This is a genomic window from Microcystis sp. Msp_OC_L_20101000_S702 (assembly GCF_007095705.1).
GTDB classification, from domain to species: domain Bacteria; phylum Cyanobacteriota; class Cyanobacteriia; order Cyanobacteriales; family Microcystaceae; genus Microcystis; species Microcystis ichthyoblabe_A.
The window spans coordinates 12,719-34,466 of record NZ_SFBO01000132.1; the positions used below are offsets into that span (position 1 = coordinate 12,719).

At 43.8% G+C, this 21,748-nt stretch carries 18 protein-coding genes; 8 read left to right on the forward strand and 10 right to left on the reverse strand.

What is annotated here, in order from left to right:
* Positions 1–3: 3 nt before the first annotated feature.
* Positions 4–1,509 (reverse strand): VMAP-C domain-containing protein, encoded by a 1,506-nt coding sequence (locus EWV60_RS13955; RefSeq protein WP_287232862.1) that lies wholly within the window; start codon positions 1,507–1,509, stop codon positions 4–6.
* A 405-nt stretch (positions 1,510–1,914) separates the two neighbouring features.
* Between EWV60_RS13955 and EWV60_RS13960 the strand changes: the two genes are divergently transcribed.
* Entirely contained in the window at positions 1,915–3,030 is a 1,116-nt protein-coding gene (locus EWV60_RS13960; protein ID WP_287232864.1) for a fatty acid desaturase, read from the forward strand.
* A gap of 180 nt (positions 3,031–3,210) precedes the next feature.
* Here the strand turns inward: EWV60_RS13960 and EWV60_RS13965 are convergent, their stop codons facing one another.
* Genes EWV60_RS13965 through rpmI form a run of 3 tightly spaced genes read right to left on the reverse strand, consistent with a single transcriptional unit; the run spans position 3,211 to position 4,763 of the window.
* A complete protein-coding gene (locus tag EWV60_RS13965) occupies positions 3,211–4,167 on the reverse strand; it encodes a PhoH family protein (RefSeq protein ID WP_002757181.1) in 957 nt (318 codons plus the stop codon).
* A gap of 13 nt (positions 4,168–4,180) precedes the next feature.
* On the reverse strand, positions 4,181–4,528 hold the full coding sequence (gene rplT, locus EWV60_RS13970; protein ID WP_002739593.1) for a 50S ribosomal protein L20: 348 nt from the start codon (positions 4,526–4,528) through the stop codon (positions 4,181–4,183).
* 31 nt (positions 4,529–4,559) lie between these two features.
* On the reverse strand, positions 4,560–4,763 hold the full coding sequence (gene rpmI, locus EWV60_RS13975) for a 50S ribosomal protein L35 (RefSeq protein WP_002755041.1): 204 nt from the start codon (positions 4,761–4,763) through the stop codon (positions 4,560–4,562).
* Between the two features lie 210 nt (positions 4,764–4,973).
* On the opposite strand from rpmI, the gene EWV60_RS13980 reads away from it, so the two are divergent.
* On the forward strand, positions 4,974–6,149 hold the full coding sequence (locus tag EWV60_RS13980; RefSeq protein WP_193979110.1) for a transaldolase: 1,176 nt from the start codon (positions 4,974–4,976) through the stop codon (positions 6,147–6,149).
* A 115-nt stretch (positions 6,150–6,264) separates the two neighbouring features.
* Here the strand turns inward: EWV60_RS13980 and prfA are convergent, their stop codons facing one another.
* Together prfA and EWV60_RS23280 are read right to left on the reverse strand one after the other, a co-directional pair.
* On the reverse strand, positions 6,265–7,365 hold the full coding sequence (prfA, locus tag EWV60_RS13985) for a peptide chain release factor 1 (protein ID WP_002755037.1): 1,101 nt from the start codon (positions 7,363–7,365) through the stop codon (positions 6,265–6,267).
* A complete protein-coding gene (locus EWV60_RS23280; protein ID WP_071590362.1) occupies positions 7,326–7,523 on the reverse strand; it encodes a hypothetical protein in 198 nt (65 codons plus the stop codon). Before EWV60_RS23280 ends, prfA begins: the two co-directional genes overlap by 40 nt.
* A gap of 336 nt (positions 7,524–7,859) precedes the next feature.
* Here EWV60_RS23280 and EWV60_RS13990 point away from each other — a divergent pair, with 336 nt between their 5' ends.
* Positions 7,860–10,013: a polyribonucleotide nucleotidyltransferase gene (locus EWV60_RS13990; protein ID WP_103111427.1), complete on the forward strand. Its 2,154-nt coding sequence runs from the start codon at positions 7,860–7,862 to the stop codon at positions 10,011–10,013.
* A 136-nt stretch (positions 10,014–10,149) separates the two neighbouring features.
* Here the strand turns inward: EWV60_RS13990 and rpsN are convergent, their stop codons facing one another.
* Positions 10,150–10,452, reverse strand: a complete 303-nt coding sequence (gene rpsN / locus EWV60_RS13995) for a 30S ribosomal protein S14 (protein ID WP_002740009.1) — start codon at positions 10,450–10,452, stop codon at positions 10,150–10,152.
* 120 nt (positions 10,453–10,572) lie between these two features.
* Here rpsN and EWV60_RS14000 point away from each other — a divergent pair, with 120 nt between their 5' ends.
* The gene (locus tag EWV60_RS14000; RefSeq protein ID WP_002776703.1) at positions 10,573–11,112 is read left to right on the forward strand and encodes an NUDIX hydrolase; all 540 of its coding nucleotides are present in this window, start codon (positions 10,573–10,575) and stop codon (positions 11,110–11,112) included.
* On the opposite strand, the gene EWV60_RS14005 is transcribed toward EWV60_RS14000, so the two are convergent.
* Complete coding sequence (locus EWV60_RS14005) at positions 11,105–11,287, reverse strand: hypothetical protein (RefSeq protein WP_002739991.1); 183 nt, start codon at positions 11,285–11,287, stop codon at positions 11,105–11,107. The two genes, EWV60_RS14000 and EWV60_RS14005, sit on opposite strands and share 8 nt — an antisense overlap.
* A 186-nt stretch (positions 11,288–11,473) precedes the next feature.
* On the opposite strand from EWV60_RS14005, the gene EWV60_RS14010 reads away from it, so the two are divergent.
* Positions 11,474–13,699 (forward strand): glycosyltransferase, encoded by a 2,226-nt coding sequence (locus tag EWV60_RS14010; RefSeq protein WP_287232869.1) that lies wholly within the window; start codon positions 11,474–11,476, stop codon positions 13,697–13,699.
* A 288-nt stretch (positions 13,700–13,987) separates the two neighbouring features.
* Entirely contained in the window at positions 13,988–15,460 is a 1,473-nt protein-coding gene (locus EWV60_RS14015; RefSeq protein ID WP_287232871.1) for a hypothetical protein, read from the forward strand.
* 6 nt (positions 15,461–15,466) lie between these two features.
* Here the strand turns inward: EWV60_RS14015 and EWV60_RS14020 are convergent, their stop codons facing one another.
* Entirely contained in the window at positions 15,467–16,213 is a 747-nt protein-coding gene (locus EWV60_RS14020; protein ID WP_287232873.1) for a DUF4079 domain-containing protein, read from the reverse strand.
* 335 nt (positions 16,214–16,548) lie between these two features.
* On the opposite strand from EWV60_RS14020, the gene EWV60_RS14025 reads away from it, so the two are divergent.
* Both EWV60_RS14025 and EWV60_RS14030 read left to right on the forward strand, forming a co-directional pair.
* Positions 16,549–18,039, forward strand: a complete 1,491-nt coding sequence (locus EWV60_RS14025) for a UDP-N-acetylmuramoyl-L-alanyl-D-glutamate--2,6-diaminopimelate ligase (RefSeq protein WP_287232875.1) — start codon at positions 16,549–16,551, stop codon at positions 18,037–18,039.
* A 510-nt stretch (positions 18,040–18,549) separates the two neighbouring features.
* Positions 18,550–20,136 (forward strand): serine/threonine-protein kinase, encoded by a 1,587-nt coding sequence (locus EWV60_RS14030; protein ID WP_287232877.1) that lies wholly within the window; start codon positions 18,550–18,552, stop codon positions 20,134–20,136.
* A gap of 129 nt (positions 20,137–20,265) precedes the next feature.
* On the opposite strand, the gene EWV60_RS14035 is transcribed toward EWV60_RS14030, so the two are convergent.
* Complete coding sequence (locus EWV60_RS14035; protein WP_002755023.1) at positions 20,266–21,306, reverse strand: fatty acid desaturase; 1,041 nt, start codon at positions 21,304–21,306, stop codon at positions 20,266–20,268.
* Positions 21,307–21,748 lie beyond the last annotated feature (442 nt).

Here is a 21,748-nt window from a genome sequence, read left to right on the forward strand (position 1 = left end):
TAGTTAACCTAGGTGCTGAGATGTTAAGTAGTGGAAGGGGGGCATCCGATTAGGGTCTTCTAAAAAGCATAATAGATGATGTCCTAGATGTTCGGGTTCATCTTCTAAATTATCTGGTGATTGTCGCCTCACCTCTTGAACTCTTGTGGACAATTGATTGATTTGAATACCCTGTAAGAGTGTATTAATTTCTGTTCTGTGAATTGCTTCCTGAGCATGACAGCGTGACCCAACGGCTAAAGGTATGCCATATTTTAAGCTTCTTTTAAATAATTCCTCTAAATCCTCTTGAGTTGAAGCGCAAAGATTGCTCCATAGAGTTGTTTCTTGGCACAAATAGGACTCGCTGTTATTAACTGTTTGTGTATCTATAGAATTTGTTGTTAATCTCTCCCATCTACTTTTCCAATTTTGATAAGCTGGCATTTTACTATACATTTTTTCCAATCTCATAAGAGAGCGAACATTAACAAAATATACTCTCTTAAGTTGAGTTAGGCTATCAAAGCAATTGTATTCCCAAGATTCAAAGTTAGTATATAGTAGCTTACCATCGGTGAAAAATTCAATATTTAAGTTTGCACCTCCTCGCTCATGACAATCTTCAATAATTTTTGTTAAAATGTTCGTTATATCTTTTTGAGTATAAACATCTTTGCTAACGCTACTATCTACAGGAAGAGGTATATAATTATTTCCTTGACTTTGAGATGTATTTAACTGTAGAAAACACGCAGCAAATTTATATTCAGGGAAAGTATTTGCTTGACTTTTACTCTCCTCTATTTTGATAATTAGATAGTTGTTAATATTTTCTCGATTGTCAGGTTCTGCATTAATTGCTGGTATCTCTGCTATCCAAGCATTGTAATCTGTGTCAGTAATATTTAATAGTTTCTTTAACTCCTGTATTGTTTGTTCAATGTATGAGCGAGTGTCGCTATTAATTCTGCTATCTTGAGTAAGTCTAAAAAGTATTCTTAATAAATCTTTATCATCTTGAATATTTATGATTTTATCGATGATTTCTTCAAAATTAGCATTGTCATTATCTGGCAAGTACGACTTTATGATCAGATTCAGTTCTGCTTGTTGTTGTCCAGACAATTTATTTTTAAGCTCTGTAAATATATTAATTTTTGTCTTGCTTTTAACAAAACTATTTTCTACAGAGATACCCTTGTTATCGATAGCATTCCAATGCTCAATTAATGTAATAAAATTGGTCTTTTGAACTTCTATAGGCGTTTTCATAGCTTCTGTGAGAGCTTTAGAAATCAAGGGAAATAATTTTTTAGTTGCTTCTTTCTTAAGATTTTCTGAATTTAAGTAATTTTTCTCTGCTATCTCAGCATAAGTTAAATCTTGACGAAATCCATTTACTAAGATTTTTTGTATATCAGATAATCCCTTATTATCTACTTTTATAACTAACTGCATTACAATGCCCAAAAAATCTGATTCATTCAGATCACTTGGTTTTTTAGACTTAGGTTTTCTATCTCCCATTTGTACTTGTGGTTCTCCTTTTAAGAATACAATTCACAAAATGCTACTTTTAGCTACTTAATGATACTTTGGCAAGTTGACTACTAAATGCTACAAAAACCACCTCGACAATTAAAAGGGCTAGAAATAAGCTAAAAGTGTAGTCTAATTCAGAGCTTATGTACATCTCAAACTACCAGATTAAATCACTAACCGAGAGGCTAAAAAATCTCTTGGGGTATCTACCCAAAGAAGCTTGGGTAATTAATCTCGCCATCGAGATAGAAATCTCTCCAAAGCCGTTTTTTAGTGATGGGCAATTGGTTCAGCACTATCGAAAAATTGAACGGCTGCCCAGCTAATAAAACCGCCTGAATTTGGTTATTTAACCATTTTCAGGACAGTACAACCAAATTTTCTACTACTATGATACTCAAAAAACCCACCCCAACACAAGCATCGGCTTTAAGGGATAATCCACGCCTAGGGATGCTCCAACTCAGCGATAATCGTCTCGTACAAGCTTTCTTTGACTGGCTAACAGGCTACTACCTTGCTCCCCCTCTCTGGAAAAGCACCCCCTCCTTAGAATTACTCTATGGCATACTCCAGTATATAGGAGGATTAGCGATCGCTCTTAGCCACTGGCAATTAATACCCCTAGGATGGGTGTTATCCGTAGCTGGAGCGGCTCAATTGCAAGAAATAGCCCACTTTTGCGCCCATAATGCTTTTTTCCCTCAATATCCCACTTATAACCATCTTTTAGGTTGTTTACTTACCTTAATTACTGGGAAAAAGCCCTTTCCATTGTTCAAAAAAGATCACCTATTAATTCACCACCCGCCGAAAAACCTAGCTACCATGAATGACAAGGGGAATACCCCCTACCTAGTAGAAGAGTTAGGTTTTGAATTTGGCCAAGAAGAGGCCTTCTATTGGCAAAATTTGGGCAAGTTATTACTCTCTCCCAAGTTTTACGGAGAAACCTTCCTTGCTCGCCTGACTAATCTCCTTAAAGCTCCCATTAACTATCAAATAGCCACCCTGATTGTGCTTTTCTTGGCCTCTGTTTGTGCGGGTTTAACCCATTCTTGTTTAATCTGCTTACTCTGGGCGGTATTTACCCAACTCGGAACCTATGCAGCCGCACTCTTGCAACAGCTACCGGAGCATAATTGGGCCTATGAAGCCGATGATAATGAGGGAGCTAAATCTCAGGTAATTGGTAAATCTTTTGCCCTATATCTGGGTGCTTATCCTCCGCGCTCAGACCACTGGTTAGAGTGGTTAAAATGGTACATAGAATTAGTGGGAGCAGTCTTTATTCGGCTGACCATCCTTCCAGTTAGCCTAGGGGCGCACTGTGTTCACCATGCTACACCAAACGATCACAACTGGGCTAACCAACTATACACCCTAAGAGCTTTTCAGACTGGCTCGGTGAAAGGATGGCAGCGTTATCAATTCCTTGAGGTTTGGGGATACCGAAACGCCTTAAACTACGTCTTTGTCGGTTTTAGTTTAAGGGGAAAAAGCTAAATTAAACTCGGTGTGCAACTATATTTTTAGTCTTGATTTACAACAAGGCTTTCAGAAATCAGCAGAGATAAAGTATCCTCTGGAACCCTGATTCTGTCGTTTTTAGTTGCACATCGCGTTAAATTAACCTAATTCTATACTCTCTCGCCAGAGTACAAGAGCGACTATCTCAACAATCGGTTATTTTTCGTGCTGTTCGTAAGCTGAGACGATTTTTTGTACTAGGGGATGACGCACCACATCGGCCCGGGATAGGTAACAAAAAGCGATCCCTTCTACTGATTTTAGGATTTTTTGAGCGGCAATTAACCCCGATTCCTGTTGTTGCGGTAAATCGGTTTGGGTGACATCTCCAGTTACTACCATGCGCGAACCGAATCCCAAGCGAGTTAAGACCATTTTTAACTGTGCTGGGGTGGTATTTTGGGCTTCATCAACGATCACAAAAGCATTAGCTAGGGTTCGTCCCCGCATATAAGCTAAGGGAGCGATTTCGATTTTACCCCGTTCCATCAGGTCGGGAATTTTGGCCGCTTCGATAAATTCGTATAAAGCATCGTAGAGGGGACGCAAAAAAGGATCGACTTTTTGCTGTAAATCCCCTGGGAGAAAACCTAATTTTTCCCCCGCTTCCACGGCCGGCCGGGTGAGGATAATCCGTTCTACTTTATCTTCTAATAAAGCTTGTACGGCTAAAACGGCGGCTAAAAAGGTTTTCCCCGTGCCGGCAGGTCCAATACAAAAGGTGATATCGTGACTTTGAATCGCTTGGATATATTGACGCTGACGGAAGGTTTTTGCCCGAATTAGCTCCCCGCGACGGGTACGAGCGAGAATATCCTGCTGTAGTTCTTTATACTCGCTAGAACGCCCCGTATCGAGGGCATGGATAGCGGTCATAATATCGGCTTCGGCGATTAACTTGGCCTCTTGCCATAAAATACTTAAGGAGCGCACAATCGCTGTGGCACGCTCCACCGGGGTCGGTTGCCCCGCAATCCGCAATTCCAGGCCTCTGAGGACTAAATTCGCCCCAGTTTGCCTGGCTATCAATTTGAGGTTAGCTTCTTGATGACCCGCTAAAGCGATCGCACTTTCTGAACTGGGGAATTGAATCGTTTGCCAAGTTTCCGTCATGCTTGGGGCTAAATTATCCTTTGGCTGTTTCTACCACTTTAGCAAAAGCGACGGGATCGAGGACGGCTAATTGGGCCAACATTTTCCGATTGAGGAGGATATTAGCTTTCTTTAATTGTCCAGTCAATTGGCTGTAACTGATGCCCTGTTGACGAGCAGCCGCGTTAATGCGGGTAATCCAAAGACGACGAAAATCGCGTTTCCGTTTGCGACGGTCTCTATAGGCATTCCGCAAGGCCTTCATTACCTGTTGGTTAGCGGTACGGAATAAGCGCGAGTGAGAACCGCGAAAACCTTTGGCTAATTTGAGAACTTTTTTGCGTCGCTTGCGGGCGACATTCCCCCGTTTTACTCTAGACATGATAATCCTTTAGACAATTTTTCTGGAAAATTTACAAATAGGGCAACATTAAGCGCACTTCCTTCTCGTCGCGCTCGTTTACCAGGGTAATCTGGGACAAACGACGGCGCTTGCGTTCGGCACTTTTATGATCGAGTAGGTGATTTTTGAAGGCTTTGCGACGTTTGATTTTTTTGCCGCTTCCCGTGGCCTCGAATCGTTTGGCCGCCGCCTTTCGCGTTTTTAGCTTGGGCATAAACTCCCTTTTATTAAATCGACACAATCACTAATACTATCACAAATAGAGGACTTTAGGCAAGGAGTGGCCAAAAGATTCCCCGGCTCATCCTTACTTTGGCCAGGTCTGTACTTGGGAATTAAATCAATCGGGAATTTTTCCCCTTCCTCTTGATCGAATCGCTAAGATCCAGATAATGTCTCGCGTTAACACGCATCTGGAGAAGTTATGGCTAAAACCCTACTAGAACAATTACGCCAATTTACAGTGGTTGTTGCCGATACCGGCGATATCCAAGCGATCGAAGCTTTTACCCCCCAAGATACCACCACTAACCCCTCCCTGATCACGGCTGCGGCCCAAATGCCCCCATATCGGCCGATTGTCGATCAAACCCTGCAAGCGGCCAGAAAAGAATTAGGAGAGCAGGCCACCCCGGAAGATGTGGCCAAATTAGCTTTTGATCGCCTAGCGATCGGTTTTGGTCTGCAAATCCTGCAAATCGTCCCCGGCCGCGTCTCCACCGAAGTGGATGCTCGTCTTTCCTACGATACCCAAGCTACCATCCACAAGGCCCGTTATCTCATTTCCCAGTATGAACAAGCGGGTATCTCTAGAGAAAGAGTCTTAATTAAAATTGCCTCGACTTGGGAAGGGATTAAAGCCGCAGAAGTCCTCGAAAAAGAGGGTATTCACTGTAATTTAACCCTATTATTCGGTTTTCACCAGGCGATCGCCTGTGCGGAAGCGGGAGTAACCTTAATTTCTCCCTTTGTCGGTCGGATTCTCGATTGGTATAAAAAAGAAACTGGTAAAGACTACGTTGGCGCTGAAGATCCCGGAGTCCAATCCGTTACCCAGATCTATAACTACTATAAAAAGTTTGGTTATAAAACCGAAGTTATGGGGGCAAGTTTCCGCAATATCGGCGAAATTCGCGAGTTAGCCGGTTGTGATCTTTTAACCATTTCCCCGAAACTTCTCGAGCAATTGCAAGAGACAGAAGCCGATTTACCCCGTAAGCTCGATCCAGACCAGGCTGCAACCCTTGATATTGTCAAAATTACCGTGGATAAAGCGACTTTTGAGAAAATGCACGCCGAAGATGCCATGGCTTCCGAAAAACTAACGGAAGGTATTCAAGGTTTTACCAAAGCTTTAGAATTATTAGAACAATTGCTGATTCAACGTTTAACCCAGTTGGAAGGTCAGTCAACCCTAGAACACGCCGCCGAAGATATTTTCCGAGTCTATGATCATGATGGGGATGGTTTCATCACCCGGGAAGAATGGGCGGGAACCGATGCGGTATTCGATGCGATCGATATTAACCATGATGGGAAAATTTCTCCCGATGAGATCGCTGTCGGTTTGGGTGCGGCTTTTCGTTTAGTGGAAGCTTAGAATCAGTTGTGAGTTGAAGGAACCGGCATCAGTCCCCACCCGCACTCACCCCCACCAGTGGGGAAAGTGCCGGAAGTGGGGAGCTTTTTACTGTTCACTGGTAACTGATCACTGATTAAGCTGTCTCTTGGGCAGCGGCTAATTCCTCCAGTTTTCCCTGTTGATCCTTGGCGATACAGGATTGAATCACCTCTTCGATATCGCCATCTAAAATGCGATCAAGGGAAAAATTCTCATTTAAGCGATGATCGGTGAGACGATTATCCTTATAGTTATAGGTGCGAATTTTTTCCGAACGGGAACCGGTTCCCACCTGAGAGCGCCGCATGGAACTGACTGCTTCCTGTTGTTCCTGTAACTTTATATCGTACAATTTCGCCCGGAGAATCTGCATAGCTCGTTCCCGGTTTTGCAATTGCGAGCGCTCTTCGGTGCAGAAAACCCGGATTCCCGTGGGTTTATGGATTAAATCGACGGCAGTTTCCACTTTATTGACATTTTGACCGCCTGCTCCCCCAGATCTAGCCGTGGTTAACTCAATATCCTTGGGATCGATATGCACTTCCACATCGTCCACTTCTGGCATAATTGCCACGGTAGCGGTGGAAGTATGGACGCGACCACTCGCTTCTGTCAGAGGAACCCGCTGCACCCGATGGACTCCCGCCTCAAATTTCAGCTTACTATAGACGTTATCGCCTTTAATCTCTAAAATTGCCTCTTTAAATCCCCCCATATCCGCCGGAGATTCACTCAAAAGGCTAACTTTCCATTTTTGAGTTTCGGCATATTTTGAGTACAAGCGAACTAAATCCCCCGCCCAAATACTGGCCTCATCTCCCCCAGTCCCAGCGCGAATTTCCAGCATGATATTCTTTTCATCGAGGGGATCCCGGGGCAGCAGCAGAATTGTTAATTGGTCTTCCAAAGTGGCGATTTTTGCCTCTAATTCTGCCACTTCTAGGGCGGCCATTTCGCGTAATTCGGGATCGCTGGCGGATTCTTTGAAGATTTGTTTCGCACCGATTAAATCCTCTTGACTTTTTTGCCAAATTTCGTAGGTGTTGACCGTTTCCTCTAGGGAAGCGCGGGATTTGGCCAGACGATGCAATTCACCCGGATTACTGGTGACATCGGGATCCGCTAGACGACGGGTTAATTCTGTGTAGGTCTGTTCTACAGATTGCAGTTTGTTGAGTAAATAACTTTCAGCCATAATCGATAGCCACAAATAGGGTTAAACGGGGTTAATTTGAAGATAACCCGCAAATTCTTTGGATTAGAAGCGTCTGAGAGATAATAGAGACACAATCCTTTTAATTTTCTTAATTTTCTTTGTCTGGAGTTCTGCGAGCTAGGAAAAATCCCGCTCAACTGCTGACAGTCAGTCAGTTTTGCTAATACTTAGAAATATTTTTAGGCCAGCAAGCGGCAAGGGAAGACATTTTTTTCTTAACCAGATTATTCCTATATCTGAAGCTATCATTTTTTGGCAGGTTTGAGCAAGTAGTGTTAAATCCTGTTTAAAAGTGGGGTGTGGGGTGTGGGGTGTGGGGTGTGGGGAGATGGGAGCAGGGAGCAGGGAGAAAAAAGCTGATAACTGATCACTGATAACTGATCACTGAATACTAAACCTGTCGGAAAGGGGGACAAAAAATGCTAGGATTGCCACAGCACAGAGAAAAGTGAAAGAAAGGAATATAACTTTACATGGAAGAGTTTGACAAGTCAATATCCTTTGATGGCAGGGATATTCGACTAAAAATAGGGCTTTTAGCCCCCCAAGCTGGCGGTAGTGTTCTGATCCAATCGGGAGAAACGGCAGTTTTAGTGACAGCAACCACAGCCAAAGCCAGAGAAGGAGTAGATTTCCTGCCCTTAACCGTTGATTACGAAGAAAGATTATACGCCGCCGGGCGCATCCCGGGAGGATTTTTGCGTCGTGAAGGTCGTCCCCCGGAAAAAGCAATTCTGACCGGTCGTTTGATCGATCGCCCCCTGCGGCCCCTATTCCCCAGTTGGCTGCGGGATGATATTCAGGTGGTCGCTACGACCCTCTCGATGGACGAGGAAGTCCCCCCGGATGTTTTGGCTGTTACCGGAGCCTCCGTGGCGGTTTTGTTGGCGGGGATTCCCTTCCAAGGACCGATGGCAGCGGTGCGCGTCGGTTTACTGGGGGATGAATTTATCATCAATCCCACCTACAAAGAAATCCATAACGGAGAATTGGATCTAGTGGTGGCCGGTAGTCCTGAAGGGGTGGTGATGATCGAAGCGGGAGCCAATCAGTTACCGGAACGGGATATTATTGAGGCGATCGATTTTGGTTATGAAGCGGTCCGCGACCTGATCACCGCTCAACGGGAATTGATCGATCAGTTGGGTATTCCCCTCGTCACCCGAGAAGCACCAGTAGTAAACGAAACCGTGCAGAATTTCCTGAGAGAACAAGCTAAAGAGGAAATTAAACAGATTCTCTGTCAGTTTACCCTCAGCAAAACCGAACGGGATGAGAAATTAGAGGCGATCGAAAATCGGATCAAGGAAACTATAACCGCTCTCCCCGACGAAGATACCTTAAAAGCTCCAACTCTGGAAGAGCCGAAGTTAATCGGTAATCTCTTTAAGGATCTGACCAAAAAACTGATGCGTGCCCAAATTATCGAGGATGGGGTGCGGGTTGATGGTCGTAAACTGGACGAAGTACGGCCGATTTCTTGCCGGGTGGGAGTTTTACCCCGTCGGGTTCACGGTAGCGGTTTGTTTAATCGCGGTTTAACCCAAGTGCTTTCGATCGCCACCCTTGGCACCCCCGGTGATGCTCAGGATTTAGGGGACGATCTCCATCCCGAAGATGAAAAACGCTATCTTCATCACTACAATTTCCCACCCTTTTCCGTCGGTGAAACCCGTCCCATGCGTTCTCCCGGCCGTCGAGAAATCGGTCACGGTGCTTTAGCGGAAAGGGCGATCGTGCCTGTCCTTCCCCCCCAGGAGGAATTTCCCTATGTGCTGCGGGTGGTGTCGGAAGTCCTCTCTTCTAATGGTTCCACCTCCATGGGTTCCGTGTGCGGTTCCACCCTAGCGCTGATGGATGCCGGTGTTCCCCTGAAAAAACCCGTTAGCGGTGCGGCCATGGGTTTAATTAAAGAAGGGGAAGAAGTGCGGATTTTGACCGATATCCAGGGTATCGAGGATTTTCTGGGAGATATGGACTTTAAGGTGGCTGGTACTGATTCTGGCATCACCGCTCTCCAGATGGATATGAAAATCCCCGGTTTAACCATGGAAGTGGTGGCCAAGGCGATCGAACAAGCTTTACCGGCCCGCAAACATATCCTCGAGAAGATGTTAGCGACCCTAGAAAAACCCCGCACGGAATTATCTCCCCACGCACCCCGGTTATTGACGATCAAGATCGATCCGGATCTGATCGGGTTAGTCATCGGGCCAGGTGGTAAGACGGTTAAAGGGATTACTGAACAGACCGGCACGAAAATCGATATCGATGACGATGGGACTGTGACTATTTCCTCCACCGATGGGGAACAGGCCGAAAAAGCTAAACGACTGATCTACAATATGACCCGCAAACTCAATGAGGGTGAGGTCTATCTCGGTCGCGTGACTCGCATTATCCAAATCGGCGCTTTTGTGGAAGTTTTGCCGGGGAAAGAGGGAATGATCCATATTTCCCAATTGGCCGAGGGACGCGTCGGTAAGGTCGAAGATGAAGTGGCCGTGGGGGATGAGGTGTTAGTCAAGGTACGCGAGATCGATAGTAAAGGTCGTCTCAATCTCACTCGTCTCGGTATTCATCCCGATGAGGCCGCTGCTGCCCGTAAGGCTGCTACTGTAGTCTAGGTGAATTTTTTGTTCATGGTTAACTCTCGATCGCTCGATCGAGAGTTTTTTTTATCGAAAAAATTGCCTAAAAACGGCAATAGAGACGCAAAAACCACGCCTCTATCCCGGTATTTTCCCTAGATATTGTTTCTGACTACCAGCTAGACTTGACCACACCGGGTAAAAGACCTTGGTGGGCCCATTCGCGTAAAACGTTGCGGGACAAACCAAAATCGCGATAGTATCCTCTAGGTCTGCCGGTCGTTAAACAACGGTTACGGTGACGACTAGGAGCGCTATTGCGGGGTAATTCCTGTAATTTTTGGTGAATTGCCAGTTTTTCTTCAAAATCTTCGGCGGTGCGGAATTGTTCTTTTAGTTCCGCTCTTTTAGCTTCGTATTTTTGTCTGAGACGAGCGCGTTTTTTCTCGCGTTCTACCATCGATTTTTTTGCCATGGGGTTTCTCGAAAAAGATTTAACCTGTAAAGACAGCATTTCCTATTATAACCTGAAACACCGGTGACAAAGGTGACATTTGTTGATATTAATTCTGAAAGTCCTAGTTGAAAATTTTCTATGTCTGAATCGCCTCAATTGCTCCAACAACGTCTTTTTTATCAAGGTCGGGTCTTTCAATTTGAAGTCTCGAAACTGCGTTTACCTAACGGTGTCGAGGGAGAATGGGAATGTGTGCGTCATCCAGGGGGTGCTTTAGCAGTTCCAATCACCAAGGAAGGTCAATTAGTTTTAGTACGTCAGTATCGATTTAGTTTGCAAGCTCGAATTCTGGAATTTCCCGCCGGAACGATTGATGAAGGAGAAGACCCTGCTACGACGGTAAAACGAGAATTAGAGGAAGAAGCGGGCTATCGGGCGCATAATTGGCAATCTTTGGGTAAATTTGCCTTGGCACCGGGTTATTCCGATGAATATATCTATGCTTTTCTGGCGCAAGATCTGGAAAAATTAAGCTTGCCCCCCGCTCAAGATGCCGATGAAGATCTAGAAGTGGTTTTTATGAGTTTTGAGGAAATGGAATCAGCGATCGCCAGGGGAGAATCGATCGATGCTAAAACTATTACTAGCTTCTATCTGGCCCGTTTAGCTCTTAATTAATCTTTTCAATCACCGTTTGTCCTAGTTGAATCAACTCAAAACCGATAAAAAGGCTTAAAATCACAGTGACAGCCTGATTAAGTAGGGGTATATTGCCTTTGCCTAGAACAGAAGCGACGAATTTGACCACAACCAAAACGAGAGCGCTAACAACGGCGATTTTGACGGCTATCATAGACTAATTTTTCCTCACGGTTAACCGAATTATACTATTTCCAGACTTTTTCTGGCTAGTTTCATCTTGGGTTTGATACAAAATTTAGCATTTTGGTGGAGAGCGCTCCTGTCATTGCCAAAAATGCCCGGGTTTTTGTTAAGAATTGTAAAATGTAGTTAGATTTATTTGATCAGAAGAGGATTCATGTCTAACCAAGAATCGATTTTTCCATTCCCTCAAAAACCAGTGTATTCCTCCCCATTTAAGTTGATGTTAGCGATAATATCAGTTATCTTAATTATGTTAGCAGTGATCGGCGGGTTAATGATGGTCAGTTTATCATTATCTTGGCCAGAACACAATATTTATCGATTACTCCTTGGTTTAGTAGAAGATTTTTTTAATCCCTTTGCTTGGATTAAAGTTCCCACGGTTGCTCATAGCTATCAATTATTATTACCCACGGTTATTCTGCTAATTTTTACGCAGTTAATCATGTTCTTGTCTCCGCATCCGCAAGTTTGGTCAAGATTAGTCATTATTTCTATCACTCTCGCTATCACCCTGCGCTATCTACTCTGGAGGATTCTGGAAACCTTAAATCTTTCTACTCCTCTCAATGGCTTTTTTAGTTTACTGCTTTTAGGCATTGAGATGATAGTTTTAAGTAGTAGCATAATTCAGTTAGTTTTAGTCTTAACCACGAAAGATAGACGCAAAGAAGCTGATTTTTATAGCCAAGCAGTGATCAATAAACAGTATTTGCCCACGGTAGATATTCTGATTCCCACCTATAATGAGCCAGTCTTTATCTTAAAAAGAACTATTATCGGTTGTCAAGCCCTTAATTATCCTCATAAAAATATTTATATTCTCGATGATACCCAGAGATCAGAAATTTATGAATTAGCAGAAAAATTAAATTGTCATTATCTGACTCGTGAGGATATCAAAAATGCTAAAGCAGGTAATTTAAACCATGCTCTCAGACAAACTCAAGGGGAATTAGTGGTGGTTTTTGATGCAGATTTTATTCCTTGTCGGAACTTTCTAGAAAGAACTGTTGGCTGGTTTCAAAACCCCAAAATTGCCCTAGTGCAAACGCCCCAAAGCTTTTATAATGCCGATCCTATCGCCCATAACTTAGGTTTAGAAAATATCGTTACTCCCGACGAAGAATTATTTTATCGTCATATCCAACCAGCTAAAGATGGTGTGGGTAGTCCTGTTTGTGCTGGCACTTCTTTTATTGTCAGAAGAAAAGCCTTAGAGGAAGTGGGATATTTTAATATAGAATCTATTAGTGAAGACTATTTCACTGGGATTGCTATCTCTGCCAAAGGTTATGAAGTTATTTACTTAAATGAACAACTCAGTGCTGGTTTATCTGCTGAAAGTTTATCAGCTTATTTACTGCAAAGATTGCGCTGGGCAAGGGGAACTTTACAGGCATTTTTTATCAAAGCTAATCCCCTAAAAATTGCGGGATTAACTCTACCTCAAAGATTGGCACACTTAGAAGGACTTTTATCTTGGTTTTCTCCCTTAGCTCGTTTATTTTCTTTGCTTATTCCTCTCCTTTATACCTTTGGATATATCGTACCTTTGAACATTACCATCAATGAGACAATATATATCTTTTTACCCTACATGATGCTGCAGTTAGCCACTTATCACTGGTTAAATTCTCGCTCGCGCTCAATTGTTTTTTCTGAGGTACTATCGATGATTATTTGTGTACCTACATCCCTAACAGTTCTCCATGTTCTTTGGAAACCCTTTGACAAAGGATTTCAGGTGACACCCAAGGGAATTGCTCGCCAAAATTATCAATATAATTGGCACTTATCCTACCCATTGCTGTTTTTTCTCACCATTACCTTAATTAGTATTTTCTTTAATTTACACCATCATAATTATCAAGAAAGTCCCCTAAATTTTGGTTTAATTTTGGCTATATATAACGTGGTTATTATCATGACTGCTCTGGTGGCTTTATTGGAAGCTCCCCTCACCCTAGAAACTGAATACCAAGTGCTGGAATCTCCTGTTAAATTGATAACAGAATCGGATATAATTATACAGGGCAATCTGAAAAAACTTTCGGAAATAGGAGCAGAAATTAACCTAAGGGAACCCATCTACTCAGAAAAGTTACTCCTAGATATTTTAGGCGAAGATTTGCGCCTATATGCTCATCTAGTCAATCTAGAAAAACGAGGAAAAATCTGGCAAGCAACCCTTAAATTCCAGCCACTTACCCTATCAGAGCAGAGAAAGCTAATTACTTTTTTATTCTGTCGTCCCCAGCGCTGGCAACCGAAAAATACGGCAGGAGAATTACAATCCCTTTGGTTGTTAATTATCAGCTTTTGTCGGGGGATAGGCTTGATTTGGCGGGCATTTTTGAATGGAAAAACAGCCCTTTAGTTAAGTCAAAAGTCGAAAATAATTATCAAAAAACTATTGGCTGACCATCCTATCAACTGGTCTTTGTCTGTGATTTTACTCACAGTGCTATCCCTGTATTATCACAGTTGTCACTTGACCAAAAATTGATTAGTAGTTAGGTGTTAAAAACTGTCAGATACACCCCTTAATAAGGGAGAATCTGCCCCCCCCCTTATCAAGGGGGGCAGGGGGGATCCATCTTCAATTTAATTATAACCAGCTACTTGTTATTATAATAAAAGTAACCATTCTTAGATGGACTGGCTTATGAAAAATCGTTTATACCTTCACCTGATGGCTAATAAGGAAAAAGGGTTTGCCTTGCCTCTTGCCGTGTTGATTGGACTTATCCTCATGGTGACAGGAATAACTATGATGATGCGCGCCCAAGGAGACCAATCGAAAGTAATTGCCCAAAAAGCCCAGGCTGATGCTTTAAGAAGTTCCGAAGCTGGGGTAACGCGGGTGCAGGATTTACTTAATAGCGTTCGAGTTATGGCGAAGGTTGATAGTAATAGTAATTGTACTCCTAAAGGCTGTTGGCAGACCGCCCAAGTAGTTCCTACTCCCAGTCCAGGTTTACAAAAAGATTTAAAAAAATTATACACTGCCGCCTCCTGTAGTAATACCAACGCTGCTGCTACTCTGAGCGCAAAAATCGATGAATTAAGAGGTTTGAGCGGGGGTCAATGGTTTGATCTCGGTAATAATCGTTATTATCGCGTGGTTAACTACGTTTATCTCGATGATACCAAGAAGACTCCCCCCCCTGACGGTTTGGGTTGGGGAGTTCTCACCCTCGAAGGACTTTCCCTCAGTCCACAAGGAGACCCCAATAATATCGATGGCGATAATGCCGCCTCGCGTAACCGTGTGGTGGTAACTATCCCTATTTTTCCCTCCCGTCCCCTCGCATTCACTCGTACCACGGTTCCCGCTTTGTGGGTGAGCGAGGGAGCCATGGTAAGTGGCGAAGATAGTGCTGACTTTCAAGGAGATGTGGTGAACCTAGAATGTGATGTTAACGGGAATGACATTAAACAGCCCCCATCTGCACCCAATCCCCCCTACAAAGCGCAATTTATTGATAACACTATTGTGCCTTTCCCCAATTTACCGGAGCCTCCCACCAGCCCTCCCCCTCCCCTTGGTCAGCAAAACCTGGCACTTACCAGTTCTGAAACTTTTCCCCGACTGGGAGACACCCCATCTCCTAACGGAGTGTACGAGTATATCGTTGATAAGATCGAATTGGGTAGTAGCCAGAGGATTACCATTACTCCAGGGCAACGGGTAGTTTTCTATGTTAAAGGTAATATTGATGGTGCGATCGAACACGACTGCAGCGGCGTTATCCCACCTACGGTTTGTAAACCGGGCAATCTACAAATTTATGCCGATGGCTCAGGTTCCACCGCGCCGCAAGTTTGTCTAAGAGTCGGTCCAAACCAAAGACTAGAAGCGTTTATCTTTGCTCGTGACTATTCCCTCGGTAAAAGCGGTAACGGTGCTTTCGTCGGTGCTGCCTGGGGTAAAAATTGGGGCAAAAATTTAGGCTGTGTCTCAGGTAACAATGCTGTTGCTGTGACCCAAGGGGTAGAATGGACTGAATTAATCACAAACCTGAAACCCGATGACAGTGACTTAGATAACGCGGGGAAGAATTTGCCCCAACTTGGTAAGATTGCCAATTGGTTTGAGGAACCCATACCCTCTCCCTCTCCCTCTCCCAGTCCCTAAAAAAGTTTAACTTATCGGGTTGATGAGGGGGGTTGAGGATTTCGGTTCGGGACAGGTTTTATTGGTGAAATCACAGCGATAAATTGCTGGTTTTTGCCAACTGAGGGGAATTTCCAGCAAATCCCTGGAACCGGTCATGGCTTGTCCCAGAAAGAGAGCCAGAGCGATACAATTGAGAATTGTATGGGCGAGGCGCCAACGATGGGAACGGTCTTTATAGATATCTTCAACAATGGCCAGAGAGAAAATCATCAGTAATGATGCGGCCATGCCGATATAGTAGTGGGACCAGTACCATTGGGCCGAGAGTCGCCAGACCCCATCCTGAGAACCGATAATAATTAAACCCATGCCAGTCAAGGTGGCAAAAATTCCGCGCCAGAGAGCTTGTCTAGCGCGGTAGAGACAGACCAAAGAGGCAATGGTGACAAAAAACATCAAAATCACAAAAAAGGCCTGAAAGGAGTCTAATTTTCCGTCTTTTTGTTTATCGACAAAACCATTAAAACCGTAAACGACCGAGTAAGCTAGTGCTAACAGGTTAACCCCTACCACTGTACCCGTTAACCAGCGGCCTAAGCGTAGATGTTCTGGCCCGACCACTGGCGGAATTTTACTTTTATTTCCTGCAGCGGTTTCTAAGCGACGTTGACGGGTTTGCCAAGCAAAGTTAACTACGAGGCCGATAATGGGGAAAACGACCACTATCGCTAGGACAGGATGAATGAGAGCCAGAAAATCGACGAATTGCATATAAATATCCCGAAAATAGTCAGCAGAAAATCTTCAATAGTTGACAAGCTATAGCCTTGTTTTTTTTAGCTTATCGCAGATATCAGGAGGCAATAGGCAATAGGCAAAAGGCAGGAGTCAGGAGATTATACCAATTCTCCAAAGTCTGACTACAGAAGTTTAATCCCCCTAAATCCCCCTTAAAAAGGGGAACTTAAAGGGGGATTTAAATTCGATGTGTAGTTTTCATTTAGAGAAATGGTAACACCCCACACCCCACACCCCCACTTCGGCCTAGGAACCTCTTTGATAATCGGCTAATCTAAAAGCAGCAATCCCTAGATTCAATCCTGACTATGAAACTACAAGAGCTTTTAACAACTATCCCTCTGGTTTCCCCGATTTCTTCTCCTATCGCTTCTATTACCGAGATTACAGGAATTTCTACTAATTCCCATGCTTGTCAACCGGGAGATTTATTTATCGGTTTACCCGGTACTCGCGTCGATGGGGGCGAATTTTGGCGTTCCGCTCTGGAAACCGGGGCCCTAGCGGCGCTTATCTCCCCAGCAGCCGCAGCTAAATTTCCCCCCCCGGAGGATGCTTGCGTAATCGTTGTGGCAGATTTAGTTACTGCCACTGCTGCGATCGCTGCTAAATTCTATCATTATCCGGCCCTTACCCTAAAATTAATCGGTGTGACGGGAACCAACGGCAAAACCACCACCACCCATCTAATTGAATATTTTCTCAGCCAAGCAGGGATTCCCACCGCGTTATTCGGGACTCTTTATACCCGTTGGCAAGGATTCCAAGAAACTGCTAATCATACCACCCCTTTCGCTAACGAGTTACAAGCCAGTTTAGCCAAAGCAGTGAGCGCCGGCAATGAAATCGCCGTCATGGAAGTTAGTTCCCATGCACTGGCCCAGGGACGGGTACAGGGTTGTACTTTTCCTGTGACGGTGTTTACCAATCTCACCCGGGACCATCTCGATTATCACCTCGACATGGAGGATTATTTTGCCGCTAAAGCTAAATTATTTAGTCCCGATTATCTGCAAGGTAAGGCGATTATTAACCTTGATGATGCCTATGGTCAACGTTTAGCGGCCTCCCTCTCTCCTCAACAGGTTTTAACCTATAGTGTGTGCGATGCTCGTGCCGATTTTTATACTAAGGATTTACACTATCAACCCACGGGAGTGGAAGGGGTGATGGTGACTCCCCAAGGGGAAATAGCCTTTGCTTCTCCTCTGGTGGGTCAATATAATCTAGCTAACCTCTTAGCGGCGGTGGCGGCAGTGTTAGAATGTGGTGTAGATTTAGAGACAGTAATCGGTCAAATTCCCCAGTTTTCAGGAGTACCGGGGCGGATGGAACGGGTTAGCATCGCTCCCGACCAAGATATCAGCGTCATTGTCGATTATGCCCATACTCCCGACAGTTTAGAGAATGTTTTAAAAGCAACACGTCCCTTTATTTCTGGTCGGATGATTTGTGTTTTTGGTTGCGGCGGCGATCGAGATCGGACAAAACGGCCGTTAATGGGGAAAATAGCGGCAGAATTAGCAGATTTAGCCATAGTTACCTCGGATAATCCCCGCACAGAAGCTCCCGAAAGAATCCTTGAGGATATTATCGCTGGCATTCCCCCAGAAATTACTGTTCAGGTAATTAGCGATCGCGCTTTGGCCATTGACACGGCTATTCAAACAGCACAACCGGGAGACGGAGTAATTATTGCGGGTAAAGGTCACGAAGATTATCAAATTTTGGGGACGGAAAAAATCCATTTCGATGACCGCGAACAGGCCCGGGCTGCTTTGATGAAAGGGAAAAAGTGATTAGGGGTGTTGAATTATCAAGAAAAGCTAAGATTAGGGACTTGCGCTTTGATAATGTACCATTTAGGGCTGGTCTTATTCTTCTACAGAGCGATTGTCTGGCTGGGATATTATTCCCACGCAAGTCCCTTAGTTGACAATTAGCAGAGGTAGCCAATTTTAAAATCTGTGGTAAGCTAAAAGAGTTAAGGAAAAAATCCCAGTTAACAAGCAAACGCCATATTGATAAGTTGCCCCTGCGTTAACTAAGCAATGACACAAAAAAGCGTTACAGGCGCTTTGAATGTCTCATATCTCTGGTTTTGGACTTTCGGAGATACCTCCTCTTGAGGAGAATCTCTGAGGGTGCATTGTTGAACCGGCAATTCTCATTTTAAGGTTTCATGACATAAAAAGCCTTATAACAAGAGGGTTGTACAATTCTTAACAATTTTAGTGATCGCTGAAACGGCGCAAAATCGTTCTGAATTTATTTTTGCTAAAAAAGTATCGGTCAACTGGTGACTCTATATGACCTACTGTCTTAATCCCGACTGTCCTCAACCGAAAAACGCCGCAACAGCGTTAATCTGCGAGAGTTGCGGTTCAAAACTTCTTCTCCACAACCGCTATCGAATTCTAGGCATTTTAGGGAAAGGAGGGTTTGGGGCAACCTTTGCCTCATCGGATTTGTCCCTACCAGGTACCCCCCTATGTGTGGTCAAACAACTGCGACCTTGCACTGATGATGCTAATGTTTTTAAGATGTCCAAGGAACTTTTTGAGCGAGAAGCGGAAACCCTAGGAAAACTGGGGGTTCATCCGCAGGTTCCCCGATTATTGGACTATTTTGAAGATAATCAACAGTTTTATCTAGTTCAGGAATACGTTAAAGGTCATAACCTCTACCAAGAGGTAAAAAAACGTGGCCCGTTTAGCGAAGCGGGAGTCAAACAAGTTTTAAGTGAACTTTTGCCGATTTTGAAATATATCCACAAACAAAGGGTAATTCATCGGGATATCAAACCCGCTAACCTAATTCTTCGGCACACGGATCGAAAATTGGTTCTGATTGACTTTGGGGCTGTCAAAAATCAAGTTAACACTGTTATTGCCAATGTCAATTCTCAAAACGCTTTGACTAATTTTGCCGTGGGTACCCAAGGTTATGCCCCTCCCGAACAGATGGCCATGCGTCCGGTCTATGCCAGTGATATCTATGCCGTGGGAGTTACCTGTATCTATCTACTCACGGGCATATCTCCTAAGACTATCGAAGTTGATGTCAATACAGGTGAATTACTCTGGGAAAAATTAGTCAAGGTGAGTCCTCAGTTTGCTAAAGTCCTGAAAACAATGCTGCAAGTCTCCATCCGTCATCGCTACAAATCCGCCCAAGAGGTAATGGATGCTTTAGACATGACCGCTTATGCCGATAGTCTAGCCCAAAGTTTAATCGCGGCTCCAATGGTTACTTCCCCGAAACCACCACAAGATTCAGGTCAAATAGCCACTTCCTCCGTTTCTGTCCCTCTCAACTCTAAATTTCGCACCAAAAATAAAAATCCAGAGGCCTCTCCAGATAATCTGCCGGGGGCACAGATGGTCTTCTCAAAAACCAATACAAATGTACTGTCTAAAAATAAAGACCACAGCAGCCCAGATATAACCTTACCGAAGAGAAAACGCCGCTTAGATGAAAAAGCGATTCTCGATGCTTACAATAACGGCCAGCGCAATTTCGCCCAGGAGGAATTATCGAATCTCAATCTGTCTAAAGTACAACTTTTGCGGGTAAATTTCTTTCAATGCAAATTAACAGGAACTAATTTACAAGGGGCGGATCTGTCCCATGCGGATCTGGGCCGGGCCAATCTCAGTCAAGCGATTCTCAAAAATACCAATTTAAATAATGCCTATCTCGGTTATGCAGACCTGGAAGAGTCCGATTTACGCGGGGCTAATCTCACCTGCGCCCGTCTTCGCTACGCTAATCTCAAAGATGCTAATCTTTGCGGGGCTAATCTCTCTGATGCCCAAGTAACTCGAGAACAAATCGCTATGGCAAAAACCAATTGGTTAACAGTTATGCCCAATGGTAAACGCGGTTGCTGGTAATCTTTTTTCAGTGATCAATAATCAGCAATCAGTAAAAAGACAAGGAAACTTCGATTTAATACTGTCACTTAAAACTCAAATCTGATAGCTGATAACTTACCCACTGATCACTGATAACTGATGACTGATTTAACCGCGACTTTCCTTAAAGGTTTTGTAGGCGGTTTCGGAGTCGAAAATATGGCAATAATCAACGATTCGCTTCATTAATGCCCAAGAAAACTGGGTTTCTTTCAGGTGACTACCCCAATTTTCTTGGAGACTAGCGTGAACTTTGCGGAGGTTATAGGAAGGAATCGCCGTCGAGATATGATGGGGGATATGGACATTAATATCGTGACAGAGAATTTCTACCCAACGGGGATAGCTACAGTGAACTGTTCCTTCTAGTTGCGCTAAAGCTTGATTCCAGTCTTCAGGATGGAAAAATTGAATATCGGGGTCCGTGTGATGGACAAGGGTAAAGGTACTCATCCAAAAATGATAGACAAACCAAGGTACCACCCAAAATTTAACCAATCCCCAGACACCAGTGTAGAAAATGAGGGTTGGGAAAAAAATAGCGGCAAAAACTAGGACGACAATCATCGAAAAGCGGGCTTTTTCCCGTTCGTTCTCCTTGAATTGTTCGATATTGAAGTGTAGAATAGCCCAGTGGGCGATCGAACCGAGCCACCAGAAACGTCCGCGAATGCCGCGATAAAAGAGACGCACTAGGGGATTGGCCGAGTTAAAAGCTTCTAATTCCCACGGATCCCAAGCATTATCTATCGTTACCATGTTAGTTTTAGCATGATGGCGATCATGGAGGAAACGCCAGCAGTGGAAGGGATAGATAAGGGGTAAGAGGAAAATATGACCGACAAGATCATTAACCCAGGGTCGATTAGAAAAAGACCGATGACCGCCATCATGGGCGATCACAAAGAATCCCGTTAAAGCTGTACCCGTGAAAATCCAAGCTAAAGGCAGTAAATACCAGGGAGAATAAACTAGCATTGCATAACCGGCAATGACCGCCAAAATATTCGTAATTACACCAAACCAAGCTTTAACTGGGTCTTTCTGGAAATATTCTTTGGGAATGGTTTTAATAATATCTTTCAGTTTAAAGTCTGGCTCGATCGAGGTGATCAACTCCCCATGCAATTTATCCGTCGTTGCCGTCATGAAATCTCCAATTACACTTAGGTGAACCCTTGACAATAAATCAGCTAGGAGGTTTAGCCAAATTCTGCTCTATACCACAAGCCAATTTTTTTGTCAATATATTTTTAACTTTAATTAATAAACTTCCGGGAAGCTTAATAATCCTTTACTTTATATAACATAAGAGGGGATTTTCTGTTTTGGCAAAATTTGACGGCGGGTACATCTCATTTTTGTAAATCTACCAATTGGGATTTTTACGGAGAAACCCCCCTGCTAAAATCGGGCGTTGTTTCTGATTTTACCACTCAATCCCAGCTTTTGGGGGGTTCTACCCCCCAAACCCCTAGGGTTGATTCATTTAAATTAAGTATAGCTGATTTTGAGTCAATAAATTTGATCGAGGATTCTCAAGTTTATCTTTTTCTAATCAAAAGAGTTAGTCATAATAACTAATCTTTAA